The 18,178-nt window shown below is 73.3% G+C and carries 21 protein-coding genes and 1 tRNA gene; 13 read left to right on the plus strand and 9 right to left on the minus strand.

What is annotated here, in order from left to right; genetic code table 11:
- The 4 genes from HOP40_RS07540 to HOP40_RS07555 form a co-directional block, all read right to left on the minus strand.
- Positions 1-1,407, minus strand: coding sequence for a dihydrolipoyl dehydrogenase family protein (locus HOP40_RS07540; protein ID WP_172156004.1), 1,407 nt, complete (start codon positions 1,405-1,407; stop codon positions 1-3).
- Positions 1,404-2,066, minus strand: coding sequence for an SDR family oxidoreductase (locus HOP40_RS07545; protein WP_172156006.1), 663 nt, complete (start codon positions 2,064-2,066; stop codon positions 1,404-1,406). The genes HOP40_RS07540 and HOP40_RS07545 overlap by 4 nt, the downstream gene beginning before the upstream one ends.
- 61 nt (positions 2,067-2,127) lie before the next feature.
- Positions 2,128-3,822, minus strand: coding sequence for an RNA-binding domain-containing protein (locus HOP40_RS07550; protein ID WP_172156008.1), 1,695 nt, complete (start codon positions 3,820-3,822; stop codon positions 2,128-2,130).
- A gap of 100 nt (positions 3,823-3,922) precedes the next feature.
- Positions 3,923-4,375 carry a DUF4442 domain-containing protein gene (locus tag HOP40_RS07555; protein WP_172156010.1) on the minus strand — a complete coding sequence of 151 codons (453 nt, stop codon included), beginning with the start codon at positions 4,373-4,375 and terminating at the stop codon, positions 3,923-3,925.
- Between the two features lie 155 nt (positions 4,376-4,530).
- On the opposite strand from HOP40_RS07555, the gene HOP40_RS07560 reads away from it, so the two are divergent.
- From HOP40_RS07560 to HOP40_RS07585, 6 genes are all read left to right on the plus strand, one after another.
- Positions 4,531-5,559, plus strand: a complete 1,029-nt coding sequence (locus tag HOP40_RS07560; RefSeq protein ID WP_172156012.1) for an NAD(P)-dependent alcohol dehydrogenase — start codon at positions 4,531-4,533, stop codon at positions 5,557-5,559.
- A gap of 59 nt (positions 5,560-5,618) precedes the next feature.
- Positions 5,619-6,668 (plus strand): amidohydrolase family protein, encoded by a 1,050-nt coding sequence (locus HOP40_RS07565; RefSeq protein WP_172156014.1) that lies wholly within the window; start codon positions 5,619-5,621, stop codon positions 6,666-6,668.
- Positions 6,665-7,351, plus strand: a complete 687-nt coding sequence (locus tag HOP40_RS07570) for an iron-sulfur cluster assembly protein (protein ID WP_172156026.1) — start codon at positions 6,665-6,667, stop codon at positions 7,349-7,351. The genes HOP40_RS07565 and HOP40_RS07570 overlap by 4 nt, the downstream gene beginning before the upstream one ends.
- Before the next feature lie 66 nt (positions 7,352-7,417).
- Positions 7,418-7,864, plus strand: a complete 447-nt coding sequence (locus HOP40_RS07575) for an ester cyclase (RefSeq protein WP_172156028.1) — start codon at positions 7,418-7,420, stop codon at positions 7,862-7,864.
- 37 nt (positions 7,865-7,901) lie between these two features.
- Positions 7,902-8,594, plus strand: coding sequence for a haloacid dehalogenase type II (locus HOP40_RS07580; RefSeq protein WP_172156030.1), 693 nt, complete (start codon positions 7,902-7,904; stop codon positions 8,592-8,594).
- 149 nt (positions 8,595-8,743) lie between these two features.
- Positions 8,744-9,220, plus strand: coding sequence for a (2Fe-2S)-binding protein (locus tag HOP40_RS07585; RefSeq protein WP_172156032.1), 477 nt, complete (start codon positions 8,744-8,746; stop codon positions 9,218-9,220).
- Between the two features lie 16 nt (positions 9,221-9,236).
- Here HOP40_RS07585 and HOP40_RS07590 read toward each other — a convergent pair whose 3' ends face one another.
- Both HOP40_RS07590 and HOP40_RS07595 read right to left on the minus strand, forming a co-directional pair.
- Positions 9,237-9,983: a methyltransferase domain-containing protein gene (locus HOP40_RS07590; protein WP_172156034.1), complete on the minus strand. Its 747-nt coding sequence runs from the start codon at positions 9,981-9,983 to the stop codon at positions 9,237-9,239.
- Positions 9,980-11,113, minus strand: coding sequence for a 5-methyltetrahydropteroyltriglutamate--homocysteine S-methyltransferase (locus HOP40_RS07595; RefSeq protein WP_172156036.1), 1,134 nt, complete (start codon positions 11,111-11,113; stop codon positions 9,980-9,982). The genes HOP40_RS07590 and HOP40_RS07595 overlap by 4 nt, the downstream gene beginning before the upstream one ends.
- Positions 11,114-11,160: 47 nt before the next feature.
- Between HOP40_RS07595 and HOP40_RS07600 the strand changes: the two genes are divergently transcribed.
- A complete protein-coding gene (locus tag HOP40_RS07600) occupies positions 11,161-12,003 on the plus strand; it encodes an LLM class F420-dependent oxidoreductase (protein WP_172156038.1) in 843 nt (280 codons plus the stop codon).
- Between the two features lie 47 nt (positions 12,004-12,050).
- On the opposite strand, the gene HOP40_RS07605 is transcribed toward HOP40_RS07600, so the two are convergent.
- Both HOP40_RS07605 and HOP40_RS07610 read right to left on the minus strand, forming a co-directional pair.
- On the minus strand, positions 12,051-12,839 hold the full coding sequence (locus HOP40_RS07605; RefSeq protein WP_172156041.1) for an IclR family transcriptional regulator: 789 nt from the start codon (positions 12,837-12,839) through the stop codon (positions 12,051-12,053).
- 19 nt (positions 12,840-12,858) lie between these two features.
- Positions 12,859-13,515 (minus strand): TetR/AcrR family transcriptional regulator, encoded by a 657-nt coding sequence (locus HOP40_RS07610; RefSeq protein ID WP_172156043.1) that lies wholly within the window; start codon positions 13,513-13,515, stop codon positions 12,859-12,861.
- A gap of 60 nt (positions 13,516-13,575) precedes the next feature.
- On the opposite strand from HOP40_RS07610, the gene HOP40_RS07615 reads away from it, so the two are divergent.
- From HOP40_RS07615 to HOP40_RS07625, 3 genes are read left to right on the plus strand one after another with little or no spacing between them, the layout of a single operon-like run.
- Positions 13,576-13,878, plus strand: a complete 303-nt coding sequence (locus HOP40_RS07615) for a hypothetical protein (RefSeq protein ID WP_172156045.1) — start codon at positions 13,576-13,578, stop codon at positions 13,876-13,878.
- Positions 13,879-13,897: 19 nt separating this feature from the next.
- Positions 13,898-14,140 (plus strand): DUF2630 family protein, encoded by a 243-nt coding sequence (locus HOP40_RS07620; RefSeq protein ID WP_172156047.1) that lies wholly within the window; start codon positions 13,898-13,900, stop codon positions 14,138-14,140.
- Between the two features lie 5 nt (positions 14,141-14,145).
- Positions 14,146-14,760: a nucleoside/nucleotide kinase family protein gene (locus HOP40_RS07625; RefSeq protein ID WP_172156049.1), complete on the plus strand. Its 615-nt coding sequence runs from the start codon at positions 14,146-14,148 to the stop codon at positions 14,758-14,760.
- A 98-nt stretch (positions 14,761-14,858) separates the two neighbouring features.
- Here the strand turns inward: HOP40_RS07625 and HOP40_RS07630 are convergent.
- Positions 14,859-14,941 (minus strand) — tRNA-Leu (locus HOP40_RS07630).
- Between the two features lie 136 nt (positions 14,942-15,077).
- Between HOP40_RS07630 and HOP40_RS07635 the strand changes: the two genes are divergently transcribed.
- Genes HOP40_RS07635 through HOP40_RS07645 form a run of 3 tightly spaced genes read left to right on the plus strand, consistent with a single transcriptional unit; the run spans position 15,078 to position 18,177 of the window.
- On the plus strand, positions 15,078-16,301 hold the full coding sequence (locus HOP40_RS07635; RefSeq protein ID WP_172156051.1) for a DUF3662 and FHA domain-containing protein: 1,224 nt from the start codon (positions 15,078-15,080) through the stop codon (positions 16,299-16,301).
- 33 nt (positions 16,302-16,334) lie between these two features.
- The gene (locus tag HOP40_RS07640; RefSeq protein ID WP_172156053.1) at positions 16,335-16,799 is read left to right on the plus strand and encodes an FHA domain-containing protein FhaB/FipA; all 465 of its coding nucleotides are present in this window, start codon (positions 16,335-16,337) and stop codon (positions 16,797-16,799) included.
- Between the two features lie 46 nt (positions 16,800-16,845).
- Positions 16,846-18,177, plus strand: coding sequence for a PP2C family protein-serine/threonine phosphatase (locus HOP40_RS07645; RefSeq protein ID WP_172156055.1), 1,332 nt, complete (start codon positions 16,846-16,848; stop codon positions 18,175-18,177).
- Position 18,178: the final 1 nt, after the last annotated feature.

Here is an 18,178-nt window from a genome sequence, read left to right on the forward strand (position 1 = left end):
TCACGGGCCGCGGTAGGCCTCCAGCAGCCGCAGCCACACCTCGCTCATCGTCGGGTAGGCCGGCACGGCGTGCCAGAGCCGGTGCAGCGGCACCTCCCCGACCACGGCGACGGTCGCCGCGTGGACCATCTCCGCGACGTCCTGCCCGACGAACGTGACGCCGACGAGCACGCCCCGCGCCTCGTCGACGATCATCCGGGCGGCCCCGTCGTACCCGTCGGCCTGCAGCGACGAGCCGCCGACGGCGATCGGGATGTCGACGACCCGGATGTCGAGGCCGGCCTCGCGGGCCTGGGCCTCGGTGCGCCCGACGGAGGCGACCTCGGGATCGGTGAACACGACCTGCGGCACGGCCACGTGGTCGGCGGTGGCGGCGTGCTCGCTCCACGGCGCCGGGTCCACCGGCTCCCCCGCCGCGACCGCCCCGATGACGGTGCCGACGATCCGCGCCGCGTACTTGCCCTGGTGGGTGAGCGGCGCGCGGCCGGTGACGTCGCCCGCGGCGAACAGCCACCCCCCGTCGACGCCCTGCACGCGCCCGGCGTCGTCGACCTCCAGCGTGGTGCCGGGCTCCAGCCCGACCGCGTCCAGGCCGACGTCGGCGGTGTGCGGGCGGCGCCCGGTGGCGACCAGCAGCGCGTCGACGGTGATCTCCTCGCCGCCGACCGACATCGTGACGGCGTCATCGGCGGGGGCGACGGAGTCGAGCGAGGCGTCCAGCCGCAGGTCGACGCCCTCCTCGCGCAGGGCCGCGGCGACGCGCTCCCCCGCGAACGGCTCCATCGACGCCAGCAGCGACGACCCGTGCTGCACCAGCACCACCTGCGACCCGAGCCGCTGGTAGGCCTGCGCGAGCTCGCACCCGACGACCCCGCCGCCGAGCACGCCCAGCCGCGCCGGCACCTCCTTGGCCGAGGTGGCGTCGCGGGAGGTCCACGTGCGGACGGTGTCGATGCCCTCCACCGGGGGCGTCACCGGCGTGCTCCCGGTGCAGACGACGACGGCGTGCCGGGCGGTCAGGACGTCACCGCCGTCGACGGTGACCTCCTTCTCCCCGGTGATCCGCGCGTGGCCGCGCAGCAGCGTGATCCCGGCGCCCTCGGCCCACTCGACCTGGCTCGCGTCGTCCCAGTCGTGGGTGAAGGTGTCGCGACGGTCGAGCACGGCCTGCGGGTCGAACGTCGCGGTGGTGCCGGGCAGGCGGCGGACGGCCGCGACGGCGTGTCCGGTGCGCAGCAGCGCCTTCGACGGCATGCACGCCCAGTACGAGCACTCGCCGCCCACGAGCTCGGCCTCGACCATCGCGACCGACAGCCCGGCCTGCGCCGCGTAGCCCGCCGCGTTCTCGCCGACCGCCCCGGCGCCGATGACGACGACGTCGAACGAGGTGCCCCCCGCGTCGCTCACGGCGCCGTCACCGACACGACGGCCTCGAGCAGGTCGACCTCGCCCTCGCGCAGCTCCAGCACCCGTCCGGCGGTGCCGGGGGCGTCGAGCAGGGCGGCGAGGACGGCCGCGGTGTCGTCGCGGGTGATGTCGCCGCGGTCGACCGGCGGGGACGCCAGCAGCACCTTGCCGGTGCCCGGGTCGTCGGTGAGTGCGCCCGGGCGCAGGATCGTCCAGGCCAGGTCGGACGCCTGGACCGCCTCCTCCGCGGCCTTCTTGGCCCGCAGGTACGCCGCCCAGGTCTCGTCGGTGCCGGGCGCCGGCTCGGCGTCGACGCCGGTGGAGGACACCAGCAGGTAGCGCGCCACGCCGGCCCGCACGGCCGCGTCGGCCAGCAGCACGGCGGCGGCGCGGTCGACGGTGTCCTTGCGGGCCGTGCCGCTCCCCGGGCCGGCCCCGGCGGCGAACACCACCGCGTCGGCCCCGGCCAGGTGCGGCGCCAGCTCGTCGACCGAGGCCGTCTCCAGGTCGACGACGACGCACCCGGCGCCCGCCGTCTCCAGGTCCGCCCGGTGGTCGGGGTTGCGCACCAGGCCGGTGACGGTGTCACCCCGCCCGGCCAGCAGTGCGGCGAGCCGCAGCCCGATCTTGCCGTGTCCTCCTGCGATCACCACATGCACGACGGCGACGCTAGACCCGGCACGGCGGGCGCGCCGGGCCGGGAGCCCTCCGATCGACTGCTCACGGTGCCTCGTAGTAGCTGCCTCGGCGCTCCCCTCGCCGGACCAGCTTCCCGCTGCCGACCAACCTGCCGAGCAGGCGGCTGGCCTGCGCAGGCGCCAGGGAGCACAGCTCAGCCGCCTGTCCGCGGGATATCCGACCGTGCGCCGTGACGTACGACAGGACCATCTGCTCCTGCTGCATCGGCTCGAAACCGCGCACCCGGACGTACCCCGACGGTTCCTCCAGTGCCCGGTGGACCGCGGCCGACAGGTGCCAGGAACGACCCTTGCCATCCCCGCGCGCCTCCACCCACCCCTGCTCGACCATCCGCACCAGCAGATGACGCGTCTCGCTCTCCGTCCGCTGCAGGACCTGGGACAGCTCTGCGGTTCCCGCGCGCCGCTCCCTCACGAGTTCGGAGAGGACCTGCAGGTCAGGCAGGGGAAGCGGACGGTCGGACTCCCGCTCCTGCTCGAGCACCCAGCGCGTCAGCGCGGCGTCCGCCGGTCCCCCGGGCAGGATCGCGACGACCTGCTCGTGGGAGGTCCGGCCGAAGTCGGGCGCTGCGCGACCGACGCGCAGCTGCTCGGCGAACATCCGGTTGACCCCACGACCGGTCCGCTCGACGAGACCGGTCCGCTTGAACGCGTCGGCAAGCAGCGGGCTGCGCGGTCGTGGCGGTGTGACGAGCAGGTTCTGGACCGTCACACCGGCGGGGAGGCCGCCAGGGCTGGAGATCTCCAGCTGGTCGTCCTCCCACTGCACGTGCACCGCGCCGCGGCGGGTGTAGTCGCGGTGGGTCAACGCGTTGGCGAGGGCCTCGCGGAACGCCGTCTGCGAGTAGTCGGGCAGCGGAACCCTGAGTAGGCCCCATTGCAGCTCCTGTTCCCGGTTGCGCGCCTCGAACCGCGCGTACATCGCCTCGGCGAGCCGGAACAGCGGTTCGACGAAGAACTCGTTGGCCTCGACCTGGAGGCCACGCAGCACCTGGAACGCTGCCTCGTGGGTCGGGACGAACCGGCGGATCGCCGACGATCGACCGAAGAGCAGGAGCGCACCGACGGTGACGACGTGATCGTCGCGGGCCATTCCCAGAGCCTGGAGGATCTCGTGGTCCGACAGTCCGGCGAGGATCCGGTCGCCCCGTGCGCCCGCCTCGTTCACGAGCCTGCGGACCCGGTCGAACTCGACGGGATCGAGGTCGTCGAGGCGAGCACCGACGACCGGGATCGCCGCGTGGTCGACGGCGCCGCGGTCGATGTCGTGGGCCAGCATCTCGTGGGCGTGGAACGGGATGCACATGGGACGTCCGTCGCTGCCGACCGCACGACGGACGTAGGTGCCGCGGGTGGTGCCGGTGACCCGCGGACTGTCCGGGACGTCGAGGGCGACGATCTCCACGCCGTCGACGTCGACCGACTGCACCGTCACCGAGACGGGCGGCTGCGTGGTGTTGGCGACGTACGCCTGTACGCGCAGCGGATCCGTCCGTCCTGTCTCGTGGCGCGGACGTGAGCCGGTCGGCGTTCCGTCGTCCTCCACGCCCAGGAGGAGCAGTCCGCCGGCTCCGTTGGCCAGGCACACCACGGCCTCGACGAGATCGCGGTCGTTGAGCTTCGCCGACCGCTCGCTCTTGAACTCCACGCTGTAGGACTCGCCCTCGGCGAGCGCGCGACGGACACGGCCGCCCCACGTCACGTTCCCGTCATCCATGACAGCCTCCACGAATTATGACGCGAAGTATGTCACCAAGGCACGCAGATCCATCGAACCGTCATAAGTATCAAACAGTGCGCCATTCCCCGGTCTGGGTTCAGCGGTTGGGGCGCAGCGTCCACACGACGGTCATCCGGCTGGTCTCCCGGCCGTCGGCGTCGGTGACCACCACCGACACCGTGAACTCCGGGCGCGTGCCCGCGTCGAGCTCGGCGAGGACGTCGGCCGCGTCGCGGTCGAGCTGCGCCACCGCCGTCAGCGGGCCCTTCGCGAGCCGGAGGTAGGCGATCTCCGAGCGGACGACGAGCGGCGTGGCGCGCTCCATCACCGCACCGAAGGCCGCGAGCCCGACGGCCCCCGACGCCGTCTCCCCCAGCCCGAAGATCATCGCCGCGTGCGGGCCGGCGACGTGGTTGTGCTGCGCCGCGTCGTCGGGGAGGTGCGCGACCGCGCGCGTGCCGGTGGTCTCGCCGAAGGTGATCCCGGCCGTGCCCACCCAGGGCACGGTCTGTGTCATCGCGGGGCCGACCCAGCTGGTGTCCGTCGTCATGCCGGTCATGTTACTCACGGGTAAGCATCCCGACCCTCACCGGACAGGCAGTGCGTTTTGTCCGTTTTCTCGCTCCGCGGAATGGAACGGGTTGTGAGCGGGAGCACCCGGCACTGGAATCGGACCCAGTTCCCGACACCTGAGGAGGTCCACCGGTGAAGGCCGTTCGGGTACACGCGTACCACGAGGATCCGAAGATCGACGACATTCCGGAGCCCACGATCCAGGGCCCGTTGGATGTGATCATCAAGGTCGGTGGTGCCGGCGTCTGCCGCACCGACCTGCACATCATCAACGGCGACTGGGCCGAGGCGCAGAACCCGAACCTCCCTTACGTCATCGGCCACGAGAACGCGGGCTGGGTCCACGAGGTCGGCGCGGGCGTCACGAACGTCGCCGTCGGCGACACCGTGATCCTGCACCCGCAGCCCTCCTGCGGCCTGTGCCTGGCCTGCCGTCGCGGTCGCGACATGCAGTGCGAGGCGGCGTTCTTCCCCGGCCTGTCGAACAACGACGGCGGCATGGCGGAGTACCTGCGCACCACCGCGCGGGCCTGCATCAAGCTCGACCCGAGCACCAACCCGGCCGACGTCGCCGCGCTGGCCGACGCCGGCATCACCGCCTACCACGCGGTGCGCAAGGCGGCCGGCGGTCTGTTCCCGGGCACCACCGCGGTGGTCCAGGGCGCGGGTGGGCTGGGCCACATCGGCATCCAGTCCCTCGCCGCGATCACCAGCGCGCGGATCATCGTCGTCGACCGCAACCCCGACGCGCTCGCGCTGGCCAAGCAGCTCGGCGCCGACGAGACGGTGCTGGCCGACGGCAACCACGTCGCCGCGGTCAAGGACCTCACCAACGGGCTGGGTGGTGACGTCGTCTTCGACTTCGTCGCCGAGCAGGGCGCCGAGCTCGACGCCTGGCAGATGACCGCCCCCGCGGGATCGCAGTACATCCTCGGCTACGGCGGCGAGTTCCGGGCCCCGACGCTCGACTTCGTCGGCGGCGAGAAGAACGTCATCGGCAACATCGTCGGCACCTACTCGGACCTGTCCGAGCTGATGGTCCTGGCGCAGGCCGGCAAGGTCACGCTGCACACCAAGCAGTACCCCCTGGATGCGGCGCTCGACGCCCTCCACGATCTCGACGCCGGCCGGGTCCGCGGCCGCGCGATCCTCGTTCCGTAAGCACCGAGTTCCGCAAGCACCGAGTTCCACGAGCACTGACGCGAGAGAGGTCCCACCACATGTACGAGAAAGACGGCGAGAAGTACTTCGTAGTCGACTCCCACTCCCACTTCTGGGACGCGAGCCGCGAGAACTGGCGCGAGGGTCGCGAGGAGTTCGCGAAGGGCTGGATCGACTGCTTCTACGGCTACCACCAGCTCGGCCCGCCCGAGACCCACTGGGACTACGAGAAGTACCTGAAGGTCACCCCCGAGGACTTCGAGCGCGACATGTTCGAGGAGGGGCACGTCGACGTCGCGATCTTCCAGTCGACGTACCTCAAGGAGTGGTACACCAACGGCTTCAACACCGCGGACCAGAACGCCGCGATGCTCGAGCGCCTCGGTGACAAGGTCATCGTCAACGGGCGGTTCGACCCGCGCGAGGGCGACGCCGGCATCAAGCAGCTCGAGGCCGACGTCGCGAAGTACGGCCACAAGGGCATCAAGCTCTACACCGCGGAGTGGAACGGCGACTCCCGCGGCTACAAGCTGACCGACCCCGAGTGCTACCGGTTCTTCGAGGCGGCCCAGTCGCTGGGGATCAAGAACATCCACGCCCACAAGGGCCCGACGATCTGGCCCCTCAACAAGGACGCGTTCTCCGCCGACGACGTCGACCAGGCCGCCACCGACTTCCAGGGCCTGAACTTCATCATCGAGCACGCGGGCATCCCGCGCATCGAGGACTTCTGCTTCATGGCGGTGCAGGAGCCCAACGTCTACGCAGGCCTCTCGGTCGTCATCGGCGGCCTCATGCACGCGCGGCCGAAGTTCTTCGCCAAGGTGATGGGCGAGCTGCTGTTCTGGGTCGGCGAGGACCGCATGACCTTCGGCGGCGACTACAACATCTGGACGCCCAAGTGGCAGGTCGAGGGCTTCGTCGACTGGCAGATGCCCGACGACCCGTCGTGCTCGGACTACCCGAAGCTCACGGTCGACACGAAGAAGAAGATCCTGGGCCTCAACGCGGCCAAGCTCTACGACATCCCGGTGCCGGCGGAGCTGCAGATCAAGACCGACGCCGACGAGGCCATGGCCCCCGGCGAGCAGCTGGTGGCCGGGTCGTGACGGCCGGCCTGCACGGAGACGTGTGGGCCGCCCTGGGGTCGGTGATGGACCCGGAGCTCGACGAGCCCATCACCGACCTCGACTTCGTCGAGACGTGCACGGTGTCCGACGAGGGGGTGGCCACGGTCGGTCTGCGGCTGCCCACGTTCTTCTGCGCGCCCAACTTCTCCTTCCTGATGGTCGCCGACGCCTACGACGCGGTGTCGCAGGTGCCCGGCATCACGCACGCGGTGGTGACGCTGGCCGACCACCACGCCTCCGCCGAGATCAACGGCGGCGTGGCGGCCCAGTCCGGCTTCGTCGCGTCCTTCGAGGGCGAGGCCACCGACGAGCTCGACGAGCTGCGCGAACAGTTCCTGCAGAAGGCCGCCATGGCCGGGCAGGACCGCGTGGCGCAGCCGCTGGTCGACGAGGGGGCCGGACCGGAGGAGCTCGCCGGGATGACCCTGGGCCAGGTTCCTCCCTCGGGAGACCTGACCCGCCTCCGCGAGCGGCGGGCCAAGATCGGCCTCGCCGCGGACGACGACGCACCGCTGCTGCTCCACAAGGACGGCAGCCGCGTCACCTCGGCGCAGGTCCCGCTGCACCTGCGGCGGGCCCGGCTGACGCGGATGAGCATCGAGACCAACGGCGAGTACTGCAAGAGCCTGCTCCAGACGCGGTACGCGGCCACCGCGCCCTGACCGGCCGACTCGACGAACCCCGGACCGGGAGCCCCGGCCCGGGGTTCGTCGCGCCAGGAGGACCCCGTGACCCTGCAGATCCAGCAGTACATCTGGGCGGTGGAGAAGGTCCGCGACGCGTTCCAGGAGGCCGTGTACGTCGCCCGTGACGTCGACGCGGCCCTCGCGCTCGCCGCCACCGACTGCGCGGTGCGCCACCTGCCGTCGGGCAGCGGCGGCACCGGGCACGACGAGCTGCGCCGCCACCTCGCCGAGGACGTCGTCCCGCACCTGCCCGACGACCTCGTCTTCACCCGCGTCTCGCGGACGGTGGACAAGTGGCGGGTCGTCGACGAGACCACCGTCGGTTTCACCCACGACCGCGAGCTGCCCTGGCTGCTGCCCGGCGTCGCCCCCACCGGCCGGCGGGCCGAGGTGGCGGCCGTCTCGGTGCTGGGCGTGCGCGCGTCGAAGGTCGCGTTCCAGCGGGTCCTGTGGGACCACGTCGGCCTGGTGGCCCGGCTCGGGCTCTAGATCGCCACGCGGCACGGCACTGGCCTAGGTTCCTCCCGTGGACGTGCGCGCGCTGGTGTTCGACGTGTTCGGGACCGTGGTCGACTGGCGCTCCGGCGTCGCCCGCGAGGTGGCGCGCCTGCTGGGGCCCGGGGTCGACGCCGACGCCTTCGCCGACGCCTGGCGCGGCCACTACCTGCCCTCGATGGACCGCGTGCGGCGCGGGAAGCGGCCCTGGACCGGGCTGGACGGCCTGCACCGCGCCTCCCTGGACGAGCTGCTCGAGGAGTTCGGCGCGCCCGCGACGCCCGAGGCGGTGCGCGTCGAGCTCGTGCACGCCTGGCACCGGCTCGACCCGTGGCCCGACTCCGTCGAGGGGCTGCACCGGCTCAAGGCGCGCCACGTGATCGCCACGCTGTCCAACGGCAACGTCTCGCTGCTCGTCGACATGGCCAGGCACGGCGGGCTGCCGTGGGACACCGTGCTGTCCGCAGAGCTGTTCGGGCACTACAAGCCCGACCCCGAGGTCTACGACGGCGCCGCGCGCCTGCTCGACGTCGTGCCCGGGCAGGTGCTCATGGTCGCCGCGCACCTCGACGACCTGGCCGCCGCGCGCGAGCGCGGGCTGCGCACGGCCTACGTGCACCGGCCCGACGAGAAGGGGCCCGGCGTCGACACCGCGTCCTCCGACCCGGCCGCCGACCTCTCCGTCGGCTCGCTCGTCGAGCTGGCCGAGCGGCTCGGCTGCTGACGCCGGTCACCGTGCGTGCACGGGTGCGGCGGTCCCACTCCGACGAGTGAACCTGCCCCACTTTCGAGACCGCGCGGCCACCCGTTTCGTTGGGTCTCCGACGAAGCGACCCCGCAGGCCGGCGGTCTCGACCCTCTGAGGAGCCAGACATGGCACAGCACACCTTCACCCTCAACGGTGAGTCCGTCACCGTCGAAGCCGACGACGACGTCCGCCTGCTCTGGGTGATCCGCGACCTGCTCGGGGTCACCGGACCCAAGTACGGCTGCGGCATCAACGTCTGCAAGGCCTGCACCAGCCACATCAACGGCAAGGCCTTCAACCCCTGCTCGGTCTCCGTCGCCGACATCTCCGCCGACGACGAGATCACCACCATCGAGGGCCTCGCCGACACCGTCGGCTCCGACCTGCACCCCATGCAGGAAGCGTGGATCGAGAAGGACGTCGCGCAGTGCGGCTACTGCCAGCCCGGCCAGATCATGGCCGCGGTGGCCAAGGTCCGCCAGTGCGCCGACGAGGGCCGCAAGCTCGACGACGCCGCCATCGAGGAGATCCGCAACATCTGCCGCTGCGGCACCTACAACCGCATCCGCGAAGCGATCTACGCGGGCGCCGAGAACATGTGAGGCGCAGGGCCCCCGCCTACGCGGGGGCCCCGTCGCGCGTCGCCCCGCCCGATGTCGCGGTGAGCACGCGGAACACGTTCTCCAGCCGGTAGCCGCCCCCGGGCGTGCGGTGGCGCTCGAAGCGCTCCAGCACGGCGTCGCGGACCGCGACCGGCCCCCCGCGGTTGACCGCGTGCCGCCCGATCCCGGTGCCGAACAGCGGCCCGACGAGCTCGTCGTCGTCCGGGTAGTCGAACGGGCAGACGACCTCGTCGAACGAGGTGACGGTCAGCCCGGCCAGCTCGACGAGCGCACGCAGGCGGGCGGGCTCGGTGATCGGCGGCGGCCCGTCCGGGGCGCGGCGGGAGCCGACCCACGGGGCCAGCGCCTCCCCGAACGCCCGCACGTCGCACTCCTCCTCGCGCCCCCACACCGTCACCGCGACGACGGGCGCCACGCGCGCGGCCTCGCGCAGCACCAGCACCGGGTTCACGACGTGCGCGAGCAGCTGCACGGCGGCGGCGACGTCGAACGGGCCGAGGGAGCCGAGGTCGTGGGCGTCGCCGACGGCGAAGACCGCGTCGGGCACCTCCCCGGACGCCACGGCGACCGCCGACGGGTCGGTGTCGATCCCGTGCACGACGGCCCCGCGGGCCACCGCGGCGGCGGCGAACCCACCCCCGCCGGACCCGAGGTCGAGCACCCGGGTGCCGGCGGCGACGCCGGTGGCGTCGAGGACGCGCGCGTACAGCGGGGCCGCCCAGCCGCGGGGGCCCTCGCTCACACCGAGCCCCAGACGTCCTGCGCGACGCGCACGATCAGCGCGAGCTTGGCCTTCTGCTCGTCCGCGGTGAGCTCGTTGCCCTCGACGGTGGAGGAGAACCCGCACTGCGGGGAGAGGCAGAGCTGGTCGAGCGGGACGTGCTTCGCGGCCTCGTCGATGCGGCGCTTGAGCGCGTCGGCGTCCTCCAGCGCGCCGGACTTCGTCGTCACCAGCCCGAGGACGACCTGCTTGCCCGGCGGCACGAACCGCAGCGGCTCGAACCCGCCGGAGCGCTCGTCGTCGAACTCGCAGAAGAAGCCGTCGACGGCGAGCTCGCCGAACAGCGCCTCCGCGACGTGGTCGTAGCCGCCCTCGGCGGCCCACGACGAGCGGTAGTTGCCGCGGCACATGTGCGTGGTGACGCGCAGGTCGGCGGGCCGGTCGGCGATCGCCGCGTTGATCTGGCGGATGTAGCGCAGGTGCTGGGTCTCGGGGTCGTCGCCCTTGGCGGCCAGCTCGGCGCGGTGCGCGGGGTCGTTGAGGTAGGCGAGCGCGGTGTCGTCGAGCTGCAGGTAGCGGCAGCCCAGGCCGTGCAGCGCCGCCACCTCGTCGGCGTAGGCGGCGGAGAGGTCGGCCCAGAACCCCTCCAGGTCGGGGTAGACCGACCGGTCGATCACCGCGGAGCCGCCGCGCGCGTAGACCATGCTCGGCGACGGGATCGTCAGCTTCGGCACGGCCGTGGTGACCTGGTCGGCCAGGTACCGGAAGTGGTCGGCGAAGATCGGCTCGTCGAGGCGGACCCGCTCGGTGACGGCCATGCCCGCCGAGGTGAAGGCGCCCTCGCCGGAGGCGTTGCGCATCCGCACGCGGATCTGCTCGTCGGTCCGCGTGATCCCGCCGAGGCGGTAGATGAAGTCCATGTGCCACGACGTGCGGCGGAACTCGCCGTCGGTGGCCGCCCGCAGGCCGACCTCCTCCTGCATCCGCACGACGTCGGTGATCGCGGCGTCCTCGGCGGCGCGCAGGCCGGCGTCGTCGAGGCTGCCGGCGGCGTGCTGCTCGCGGGCGGCGAGCAGCGCGGGCGGGCGCAGGAGGCTGCCGACGTGGTCGGCGCGGAACGGCGGCGCGGTCACGGCTCCGGGAGGCGTCATGGGGGCGAGGCTATGCCGATCCGCGCACCCGTTGCATGATCGGCCGCATGGACTTCGGCGTCGTGACGTTCCTGACCGACTACGGCCCCGCTCCCGTCGAGCTCGGGCGGGCCGTCGAGGAGCGCGGGTTCGGTGCGCTGATGCTCACCGAGCACACCCACATCCCGACCAGCCGCGAGTCGCCGTGGCCCGGCGGGCCCGAGCTGCCCGCCCGCTACTCCCACACCTACGACCCGTTCGTCGCGCTGGCGGCGATCGCGGCGACGACCGACCGGATCGCGCTCGGCACCGCCGTCTCGCTGGTGGCCCAGCACGACCCGATCGTGCTGGCCAAGGCCGTGGCCAGCCTCGACCGGATCGCCGGCGGCCGCGTCGAGCTGGGGATCGGCCCGGGCTGGAACGCCGAGGAGATGGCGAACCACGGCGTCGACCCGGCGCGCCGGACCGCGCGGATGCTCGAGCACGTCGAGGCCATGAAGGCGATCTGGACCCACGACGAGGCCGAGTACCACGGCACCTTCGTCGACTTCGACCCGATCTGGTCCTGGCCCAAGCCGACGCGCCTGCCGCCGGTCCTCATCGGCGGCGGCGGGCCGACGGTGCTCGACCGCGTCCTGTCCCACGGCGACGGCTGGATCCCGCTGCGCGTGCCCGTGTCGGGCCTCGACGAGTTCGGCGGGCGGGTCGCCGAGCTGCAGCGCCGCGCCGCCGACGCCGGGCGCGGGCACCTGCCCGTCACGGTCTACGGGGCGTCGCCGAAGCCGCAGGCGCTGGAGTCCTACGCGGCGGCGGGCGTCGACCGGGTGCTGTTCGAGCTGACCGACCCCGGCCCGGCCGAGACGGACGCGGTGCTGCGCGAGCTCGACGAGCTGGCGGAACTGCTGCCATAAGGCCCGCGAGTCGGGCTCTCGCTGCGACCGTGTCGGGGTGCGGGGGCTCAGTGCCCGCCGGCCGCCCGCACGTCGTCGCTCTCGGCGCGCGCCACGCGGCCGGCGGCCTCGCGCACCGCGACCTCCAGCTCCCAGCGCCGGGCGGTGAACTCCGCCCGCGACACGGTGACGCCGATGGCCGACCGCACGGCCCCGCCGGGCCCGGTCACGGGAGCCGCGACGCCCGCGGTGCCCGCCCGGTACTCCTCCACCTCGACGGCGACGCCCGCCGAGCGCACCCGCATCAGCTCGCGGTCGAGCCCCCGGCGCTCGACGAGCGTGCGGGAGGTCAGCCGCGGCATCCCGTAGGGCGCGATGAGCTCGCTGACCCGCGCCGGGCGCAGCGGGGCGAGCAGGACCTTGCCGCCCGCGGTGGCGTGCGCGGGCGTGGGCTCGCCGACGTCGAAGCCGTCGGGGCGGGGGTGGTCGGCGCAGTCGTCGACGGCGGCCACCACGATGTCGGTGTCGCGGAAGACGACCAGGTGCGCGGTGGCGCCGAGGTTCTCGTGCAGCTCGTGCAGCACCGCCCGCACCGGCGACGGCGGCCGCACCTGGTCGGCCAGGCTGCGGTGCAGCTCGGCGATCCGGTAGCCCAGCCCGTAGCCGCGGCTCTCCTGCAGCCGGACGAGGTAGCCCTCCTGCACCAACGTGCCCAGCGCCCGGTAGACCGTCGGCAGCGGGCAGGCGAGCCGGCGCGCGATGGCCTTGGCCGTGACGCCGTCGCCCGCCGCGGCGACCGCCTCGACCACCCGCAGCGCACGCGTGATCGACGTGCCGGTGCTGCGCTCGGGCTCCACGCCCCCAGTCTCCGGCCCGTCAGGCACCGGGCGCCAGCAGCATCCGGGACCACAGGTCGGCGAGGTGCTCCCCGAACCGCTCGGTCGTCCAGCCCCGTTCCTGCACCAGCAGCACGTAGTACTCGGCCGAGCCCGTGCTCCACACGATGTCGGCGACCTCGTCGTCGGTGAGGTCGGGGCGCAGCTCGCCGGTGGCGCGCAGGTCGGCCGCGAACAGCCGCATGTTCGCCGCCCGCCGCTGCGTGATCTCCGTGCGCAGCCGCGCGCACTGCGGGTCGCGGGCCGCGGCGTCGCGCAGGGCCGAGAAGACCGGCGCGGTGCGCGGCCCCATCTCCGCGACGGCCGCGGCGTACAGCGCGATCCCGGCCCGCGCCGTGGGGGCCGCGCGGACGGCGCGGACGTAGTCGCGCTCCTCGGCGGGCACCGCGCGGTCGGTGCCGGAGATCGCGGTCTCCACGACCTCCCGCAGCAGCACCGGCTTGCGCCCGACCGAGGCGTAGAGGGTGTCGACGTTGACCCCGGCCCGCTCCGCGATCTGCGCGACGGTGGTGGCCGAGTAGCCCTGCGCGAGGAACAGCGCCCGCGCGGCGTCGAGGACCGCGCGGCGCGTACCGGCCGCCTGCTCCGCGCGCCGCGGGGCCCGGTACCCCCGTCGGCCCTTGACGTCGTCGCCCATCGCGGTCAACCATACCCGTATTCGTCCGAAAGCAGTTCGGATCGAAGACGGGAGCGGACCGTGGTCTACGCCTTCACCCAGGACGTGCCGATCGACGCCGGGCTCTACCGGCGGATCGTCGACGAGCTCGGCCCCGAGCCGATCGACGGCCAGCTGCTGCACCTGTGCGTCCGCCGCGAGGACGGCGGCCTGCGCTACATCGACGTGTGGGAGTCGGCCGAGCACTGCGCCCGGGCGTTCGACGAGCGCATCCACCCGGCCGTCGAGCGCGCCTTCGGGGGCGCCCGACCCTCCGGCGAGCCGGTGGTCCACCACCTCGACGTCCTCGACGCCACCGGCCTGCTCCTGCAGGCACCGCGCTAGGGCTGGAATCATCTGCGGGATGGACGACGACACCCTGCACCGCCGCATCGACGAGCTGGTCGCCGAGGAGCACCGCCTCGAGCGGTCGCACATCGGCACGGCGCTCTCGCCCGAGGAGAAGGACCGCCTCGACCGGCTCGGCATCCAGCTCGACCGCTACTGGGACCTCCTGCGCCAGCGCGACGCCCGCCGCCGCGCCGGCCAGGACCCCGACGGCGCGCAGGAGCGCGACGCCGGCACCGTCGAGGGCTACCGGCAGTAGTCCGCGTGCAGGTCACCCCGCTGACGCCGGAGCGGCTCGCCGACGAGGTCGTCGGGCTCGTCGCGGCCCGGCCGGGCCGGGTGCGGCTCGCCGTCGACGGGCCGCCGCCGACGCGCCCGGAGGCGCTCGCCGCGCGCGTCGCGGAGGACCTGCGGACGCTCGGGCGGGAGGCGGTCGTGGTGGCCGCCGCCGACTTCCTGCGCCCCGCCTCGGTGCGCCTGGAGCACGGCCGCGAGGACCCCGACGAGCTCCTCGACGGCTGGCTCGACGCGGGCGGCCTGCGCCGCGAGGTGCTCGACCCGGCGGCGTCGACGGGGCGGGTGCTGCCGCGGCTGTGGGACGCGGCCGCCGACCGCGCCTTCCGCGACGGCTACGCCCAGCTCCCGCCCGACGGGGTCGTGGTCGTCGCCGGCGCGCTGCTGCTCGGGCGCGGGCTCCCGTTCGACCTCGCGGTGCACCTGCACATGGGCGCGGCAGCGCTGGCCCGCCGGACCCCCGACGACGAGCGGTGGACCCTGCCTGCCCACGCCCGGTACGCGGCCGAGCGCGACCCCGCCGGGCGGGCCGACCTCGTCGTGCTCGCCGACCACCCGGACCGCCCCGCGGTGCGGCGCACCTGATCGGCAACCGCTCGGCGACGCCACGGCGGTGCTCGGCGACCGGTCACCCGGCCGGGTAACGGAAAAGGGGCCCCTCTCGGGACCCCTCCGGTGATCTGTGGGCGAGGAGGGAGTTGAACCCTCACGTCCTTTCGGACACACGGACCTGAACCGTGCGCGTCTGCCATTCCGCCACTCGCCCTGGCAGGAGGAAAGCTAGCACGGCGCCCCGGGCACCCCGCCGCAGACCCCCGCATCGGGGGGCGACACGCTGCGGGCTATCACAGATACGATCGGTGCCGTCAGCAACACGCCGTTGCGAGCGAAGGGAAGATCGGTTGGGCCGCGTCGGGAGGTTCGAGCGCCGTCTACAAGGGATGGTGGGCGACGCTTTCGCACGTGTCTTCGGTGGCAGCGTCGTTCCCCAGGAGGTCATGCAGGGGCTGATGCGGGAGGCCGAGGACAACATCGAGCAGCTCGCGGGCGGGCGGCTGCTCGCGCCGAACCGCTACACGGTGCTGCTCGGACCCGCCGATTTCGATCGCATGGCCGGTGACACCGCTCAGATCGTCGACTCGCTCTCGAGTTACGTCACCGAACAACTCGCCGACCAGGGATGGGACACCTACGGCGAGGTCGTAGTCTTTCTGGAGCGCTCCGATGCGCTGCACACGGGACAGTTCCGCACCCGCTCGTCCGTGGACCCCGACGCTTCCCGCCGGGACGCCACACGAGCACGCGACGCAGGAGAAGCACCCATGAGCCAGCAACCGGGCCACCCCGAGGAGAACGGGCAGTACGGCTACGACCGTCCCGCCCCCGGCGGATACGGGCAGCAGACGTACGCCCCGCCCGCCTACGACCAGCGCCAGGGGGGGTACGACCAGGGCGAGCAGCCCCCGCAGGGCTACGGCCAGCAGCCGGGCTACGGCCAGCCGGGCTACGGCCAGCAGGGCGGCGCCCCCGACCCCTACGGCCAGCAGGGCTACGGCCAGCCCCAGCAGGGTGGCTACGGCCAGCAGCCCGGGTACGACCAGGGCTACGGCCAGCAGCAGCCCGGCTACGACCAGGGCTACGGGCAGCAGCAGCCCGGCTACGGCCAGCCCGGCTACGGGCAGCAGCCCGGGTACGACCAGGGCTACGGCCAGCAGCAGCCCGGCTACGGCCAGCAGGGCTACGACCAGGGTTACGGCCAGCAGCAGGGCTACGGCCAGCAGGGCTACGACCAGGGCTACGGCCAGCAGGGCTACGGGCAGCAGGGGTACGGCCAGCAGGGCTACTCCGCCACGCTGAGCCTCGACGACGGCTCGGGCCGCAACTACGAGCTCACCCAGGGCAGCCACGTCATCGGCCGCGGCCAGGAGTCGGCGTTCCGCCTCCCCGACACCGGCGTGTCGCGCCGCCATCTGGAGATCAGCTGGGATGGTCAGTCGGCCACGCTCACCGATCTCGGCTCCACGAACGGCACCACCGTGAACGGCAACCCGGTGCAGACGTGGCAGCTCAACGACGGCGACGTCATCCGGGTCGGGCACTCCAGCCTGGTCTTCCGGACCCAGTAGTCGTCCCGAACCCCAGAACGGAGTCCTCCGCGAGTGCCCGAGTTGGTGCTGCAGCTGACCAGGGCGGGCTTCCTCGCTCTCCTCTGGCTGTTCGTGCTGGTCGCACTCCGGGTGGTGCGGTCGGACCTCTACGCCGCGTCCGGACTCCGGTCGATGCTGCCCGGAGGCGGACGCACCGCGCCGCGCGGCGGGGGCCGCGGCCGCATGCCGCGCCAGCTCCTCGTGACCGCCGGCGCGCTGGCGGGCACCCGGGTGTCGTTGGAGGACTCCCGGCCGATCCTCATCGGCCGGGCCGACGACTCCACCCTGGTGCTCGACGACGACTACGCCTCGACCCGCCACGCACGCATCTCCCTGCAGGGCGACGAGTGGTACGTCGAGGATCTCGGGTCGACGAACGGCACGTACCTCGACCGGGCTAAGGTCACCGGACCCACCCGGGTCCCCCTGGGAGTCCCTGTCCGCATCGGCAAGACGGTGATCGAGCTCCGATCATGAACCGGTTCCCTTCCGGGCCCGCCGACCGAGCCGCCGGAGCCGCCCGATGACGCTGGTCCTGCGCTACTCGGCCCGCAGTGACCGCGGGCTCGTCCGGCAGAACAACCAGGACGCGGTCTACGCCGGTCCGCGGCTGCTCGCCCTCGCCGACGGCATGGGCGGCCACGCGGCGGGCGAGGTCGCCTCGTCGCTGGTGATCTCCGCGCTCGCCCCGCTCGACGAGGACGACCCCGGTGACGACCTGCTCCGCGAGCTGCGCGAGGCCACGGTCGAGGGCAACGCCGCGATCACCCGGCACGTCCGCGAGGCGCCCGACCTCGAGGGCATGGGCACCACGCTCACGGCCATCCTGTTCGCCGGTTCGCGCCTGGGGCTGGTGCACATCGGCGACTCGCGCGCCTACCAGCTCCGCGGCGGCGTCTTCACCCAGATCACGAAGGACGACACGTTCGTCCAGTCGCTGATCGACGAGGGCCGGATCACCGAGGAGGAGGCGCACACGCACCCGCAGCGCTCGCTGCTGCTGCGCGCCATCACCGGCCAGGACATCGACCCGTCGCTGACCATCCGCGAGGCCCGCCCGGGCGACCGGTACCTGCTCTGCTCCGACGGCCTGTCCGGCGTCGTGAGCGACGAGACGCTGGCCGACACGCTGCGCGGCTACCGCGACCCCCGCGAGTGCGCCGACCGCATGATCGAGCTGGCGCTGCGCGGCGGCGGCCCCGACAACATCACCTGCATCGTGGCCGACGTGCTCGACATCGAGTTCGGCGAGGACGCCCCGATCGTCGGCGGTGCGGCGGGCGACGGGCGCGACGACGACGGCCCGCGGCCCGACTCCGCGGCCGCGCGCGCCTCGGCCACCACGCTCACCCGCCCCGCGCCGCAGCGGGTCGCGCAGCCCGCGCAGGCCCCGGCCGTCGCGCGCCGGTCCCGCACGAGGATCGCCGTCGCGGCGGTCGCGGTGCTGGCCGTGCTCGTCGGCGGCGCGCTGCTCGCGCGGATCTGGGTGCTGCAGCAGTACTACGTCGGCGCCGACACCGACGCCGTCGCGATCTTCCAGGGCGTGCAGGGCGAGGTGCTCGGCGTGCCGCTGCACCTCGTGGCCGAGCGCACCGAGATCGCGCTCGACGACCTCCCGGAGTCCGACCGCTCGCTCGTGCGCGGCGGCATCGACGCGGCCGGCCTCGAGGGCGCCCAGGGCGTCGTGGAGCGGCTGCGCACCAAGATGCTCGAGCCGTGCCCGACCCCGACCGCCCCGGCGCCCGAGACGGCGCTGGTGCCGACGCTGCCCGACGTGACCTACCCGGACTACGGCTCCACGCCGCTGCCGAGCGTGCCGCCCGAGCCGGGGATCAACTGCCGGCCGGTGGGCTGAC

The organism is Pseudonocardia broussonetiae (assembly GCF_013155125.1).
GTDB lineage: Bacteria > Actinomycetota > Actinomycetes > Mycobacteriales > Pseudonocardiaceae > Pseudonocardia > Pseudonocardia broussonetiae.

Bases quoted from the DNA above. Each gene is read 5' to 3' on its own strand.
- HOP40_RS07600 (WP_172156038.1), top strand. From the start codon at position 11,161: ATGGACTTCGGCGTCGTGACGTTCCTGACCGACTACGGCCCCGCTCCC.
- HOP40_RS07610 (WP_172156043.1), bottom strand. From the start codon at position 13,515: ATGGGCGACGACGTCAAGGGCCGACGGGGGTACCGGGCCCCGCGGCGC.
- HOP40_RS07555 (WP_172156010.1), bottom strand. From the start codon at position 4,375: ATGACGACGGACACCAGCTGGGTCGGCCCCGCGATGACACAGACCGTG.
- HOP40_RS07620 (WP_172156047.1), top strand. From the start codon at position 13,898: ATGGACGACGACACCCTGCACCGCCGCATCGACGAGCTGGTCGCCGAG.
- HOP40_RS07595 (WP_172156036.1), bottom strand. From the start codon at position 11,113: ATGACGCCTCCCGGAGCCGTGACCGCGCCGCCGTTCCGCGCCGACCAC.
- HOP40_RS07565 (WP_172156014.1), top strand. From the start codon at position 5,619: ATGTACGAGAAAGACGGCGAGAAGTACTTCGTAGTCGACTCCCACTCC.
- HOP40_RS07585 (WP_172156032.1), top strand. From the start codon at position 8,744: ATGGCACAGCACACCTTCACCCTCAACGGTGAGTCCGTCACCGTCGAA.
- HOP40_RS07550 (WP_172156008.1), bottom strand. From the start codon at position 3,822: ATGGATGACGGGAACGTGACGTGGGGCGGCCGTGTCCGTCGCGCGCTC.
- HOP40_RS07645 (WP_172156055.1), top strand. From the start codon at position 16,846: ATGACGCTGGTCCTGCGCTACTCGGCCCGCAGTGACCGCGGGCTCGTC.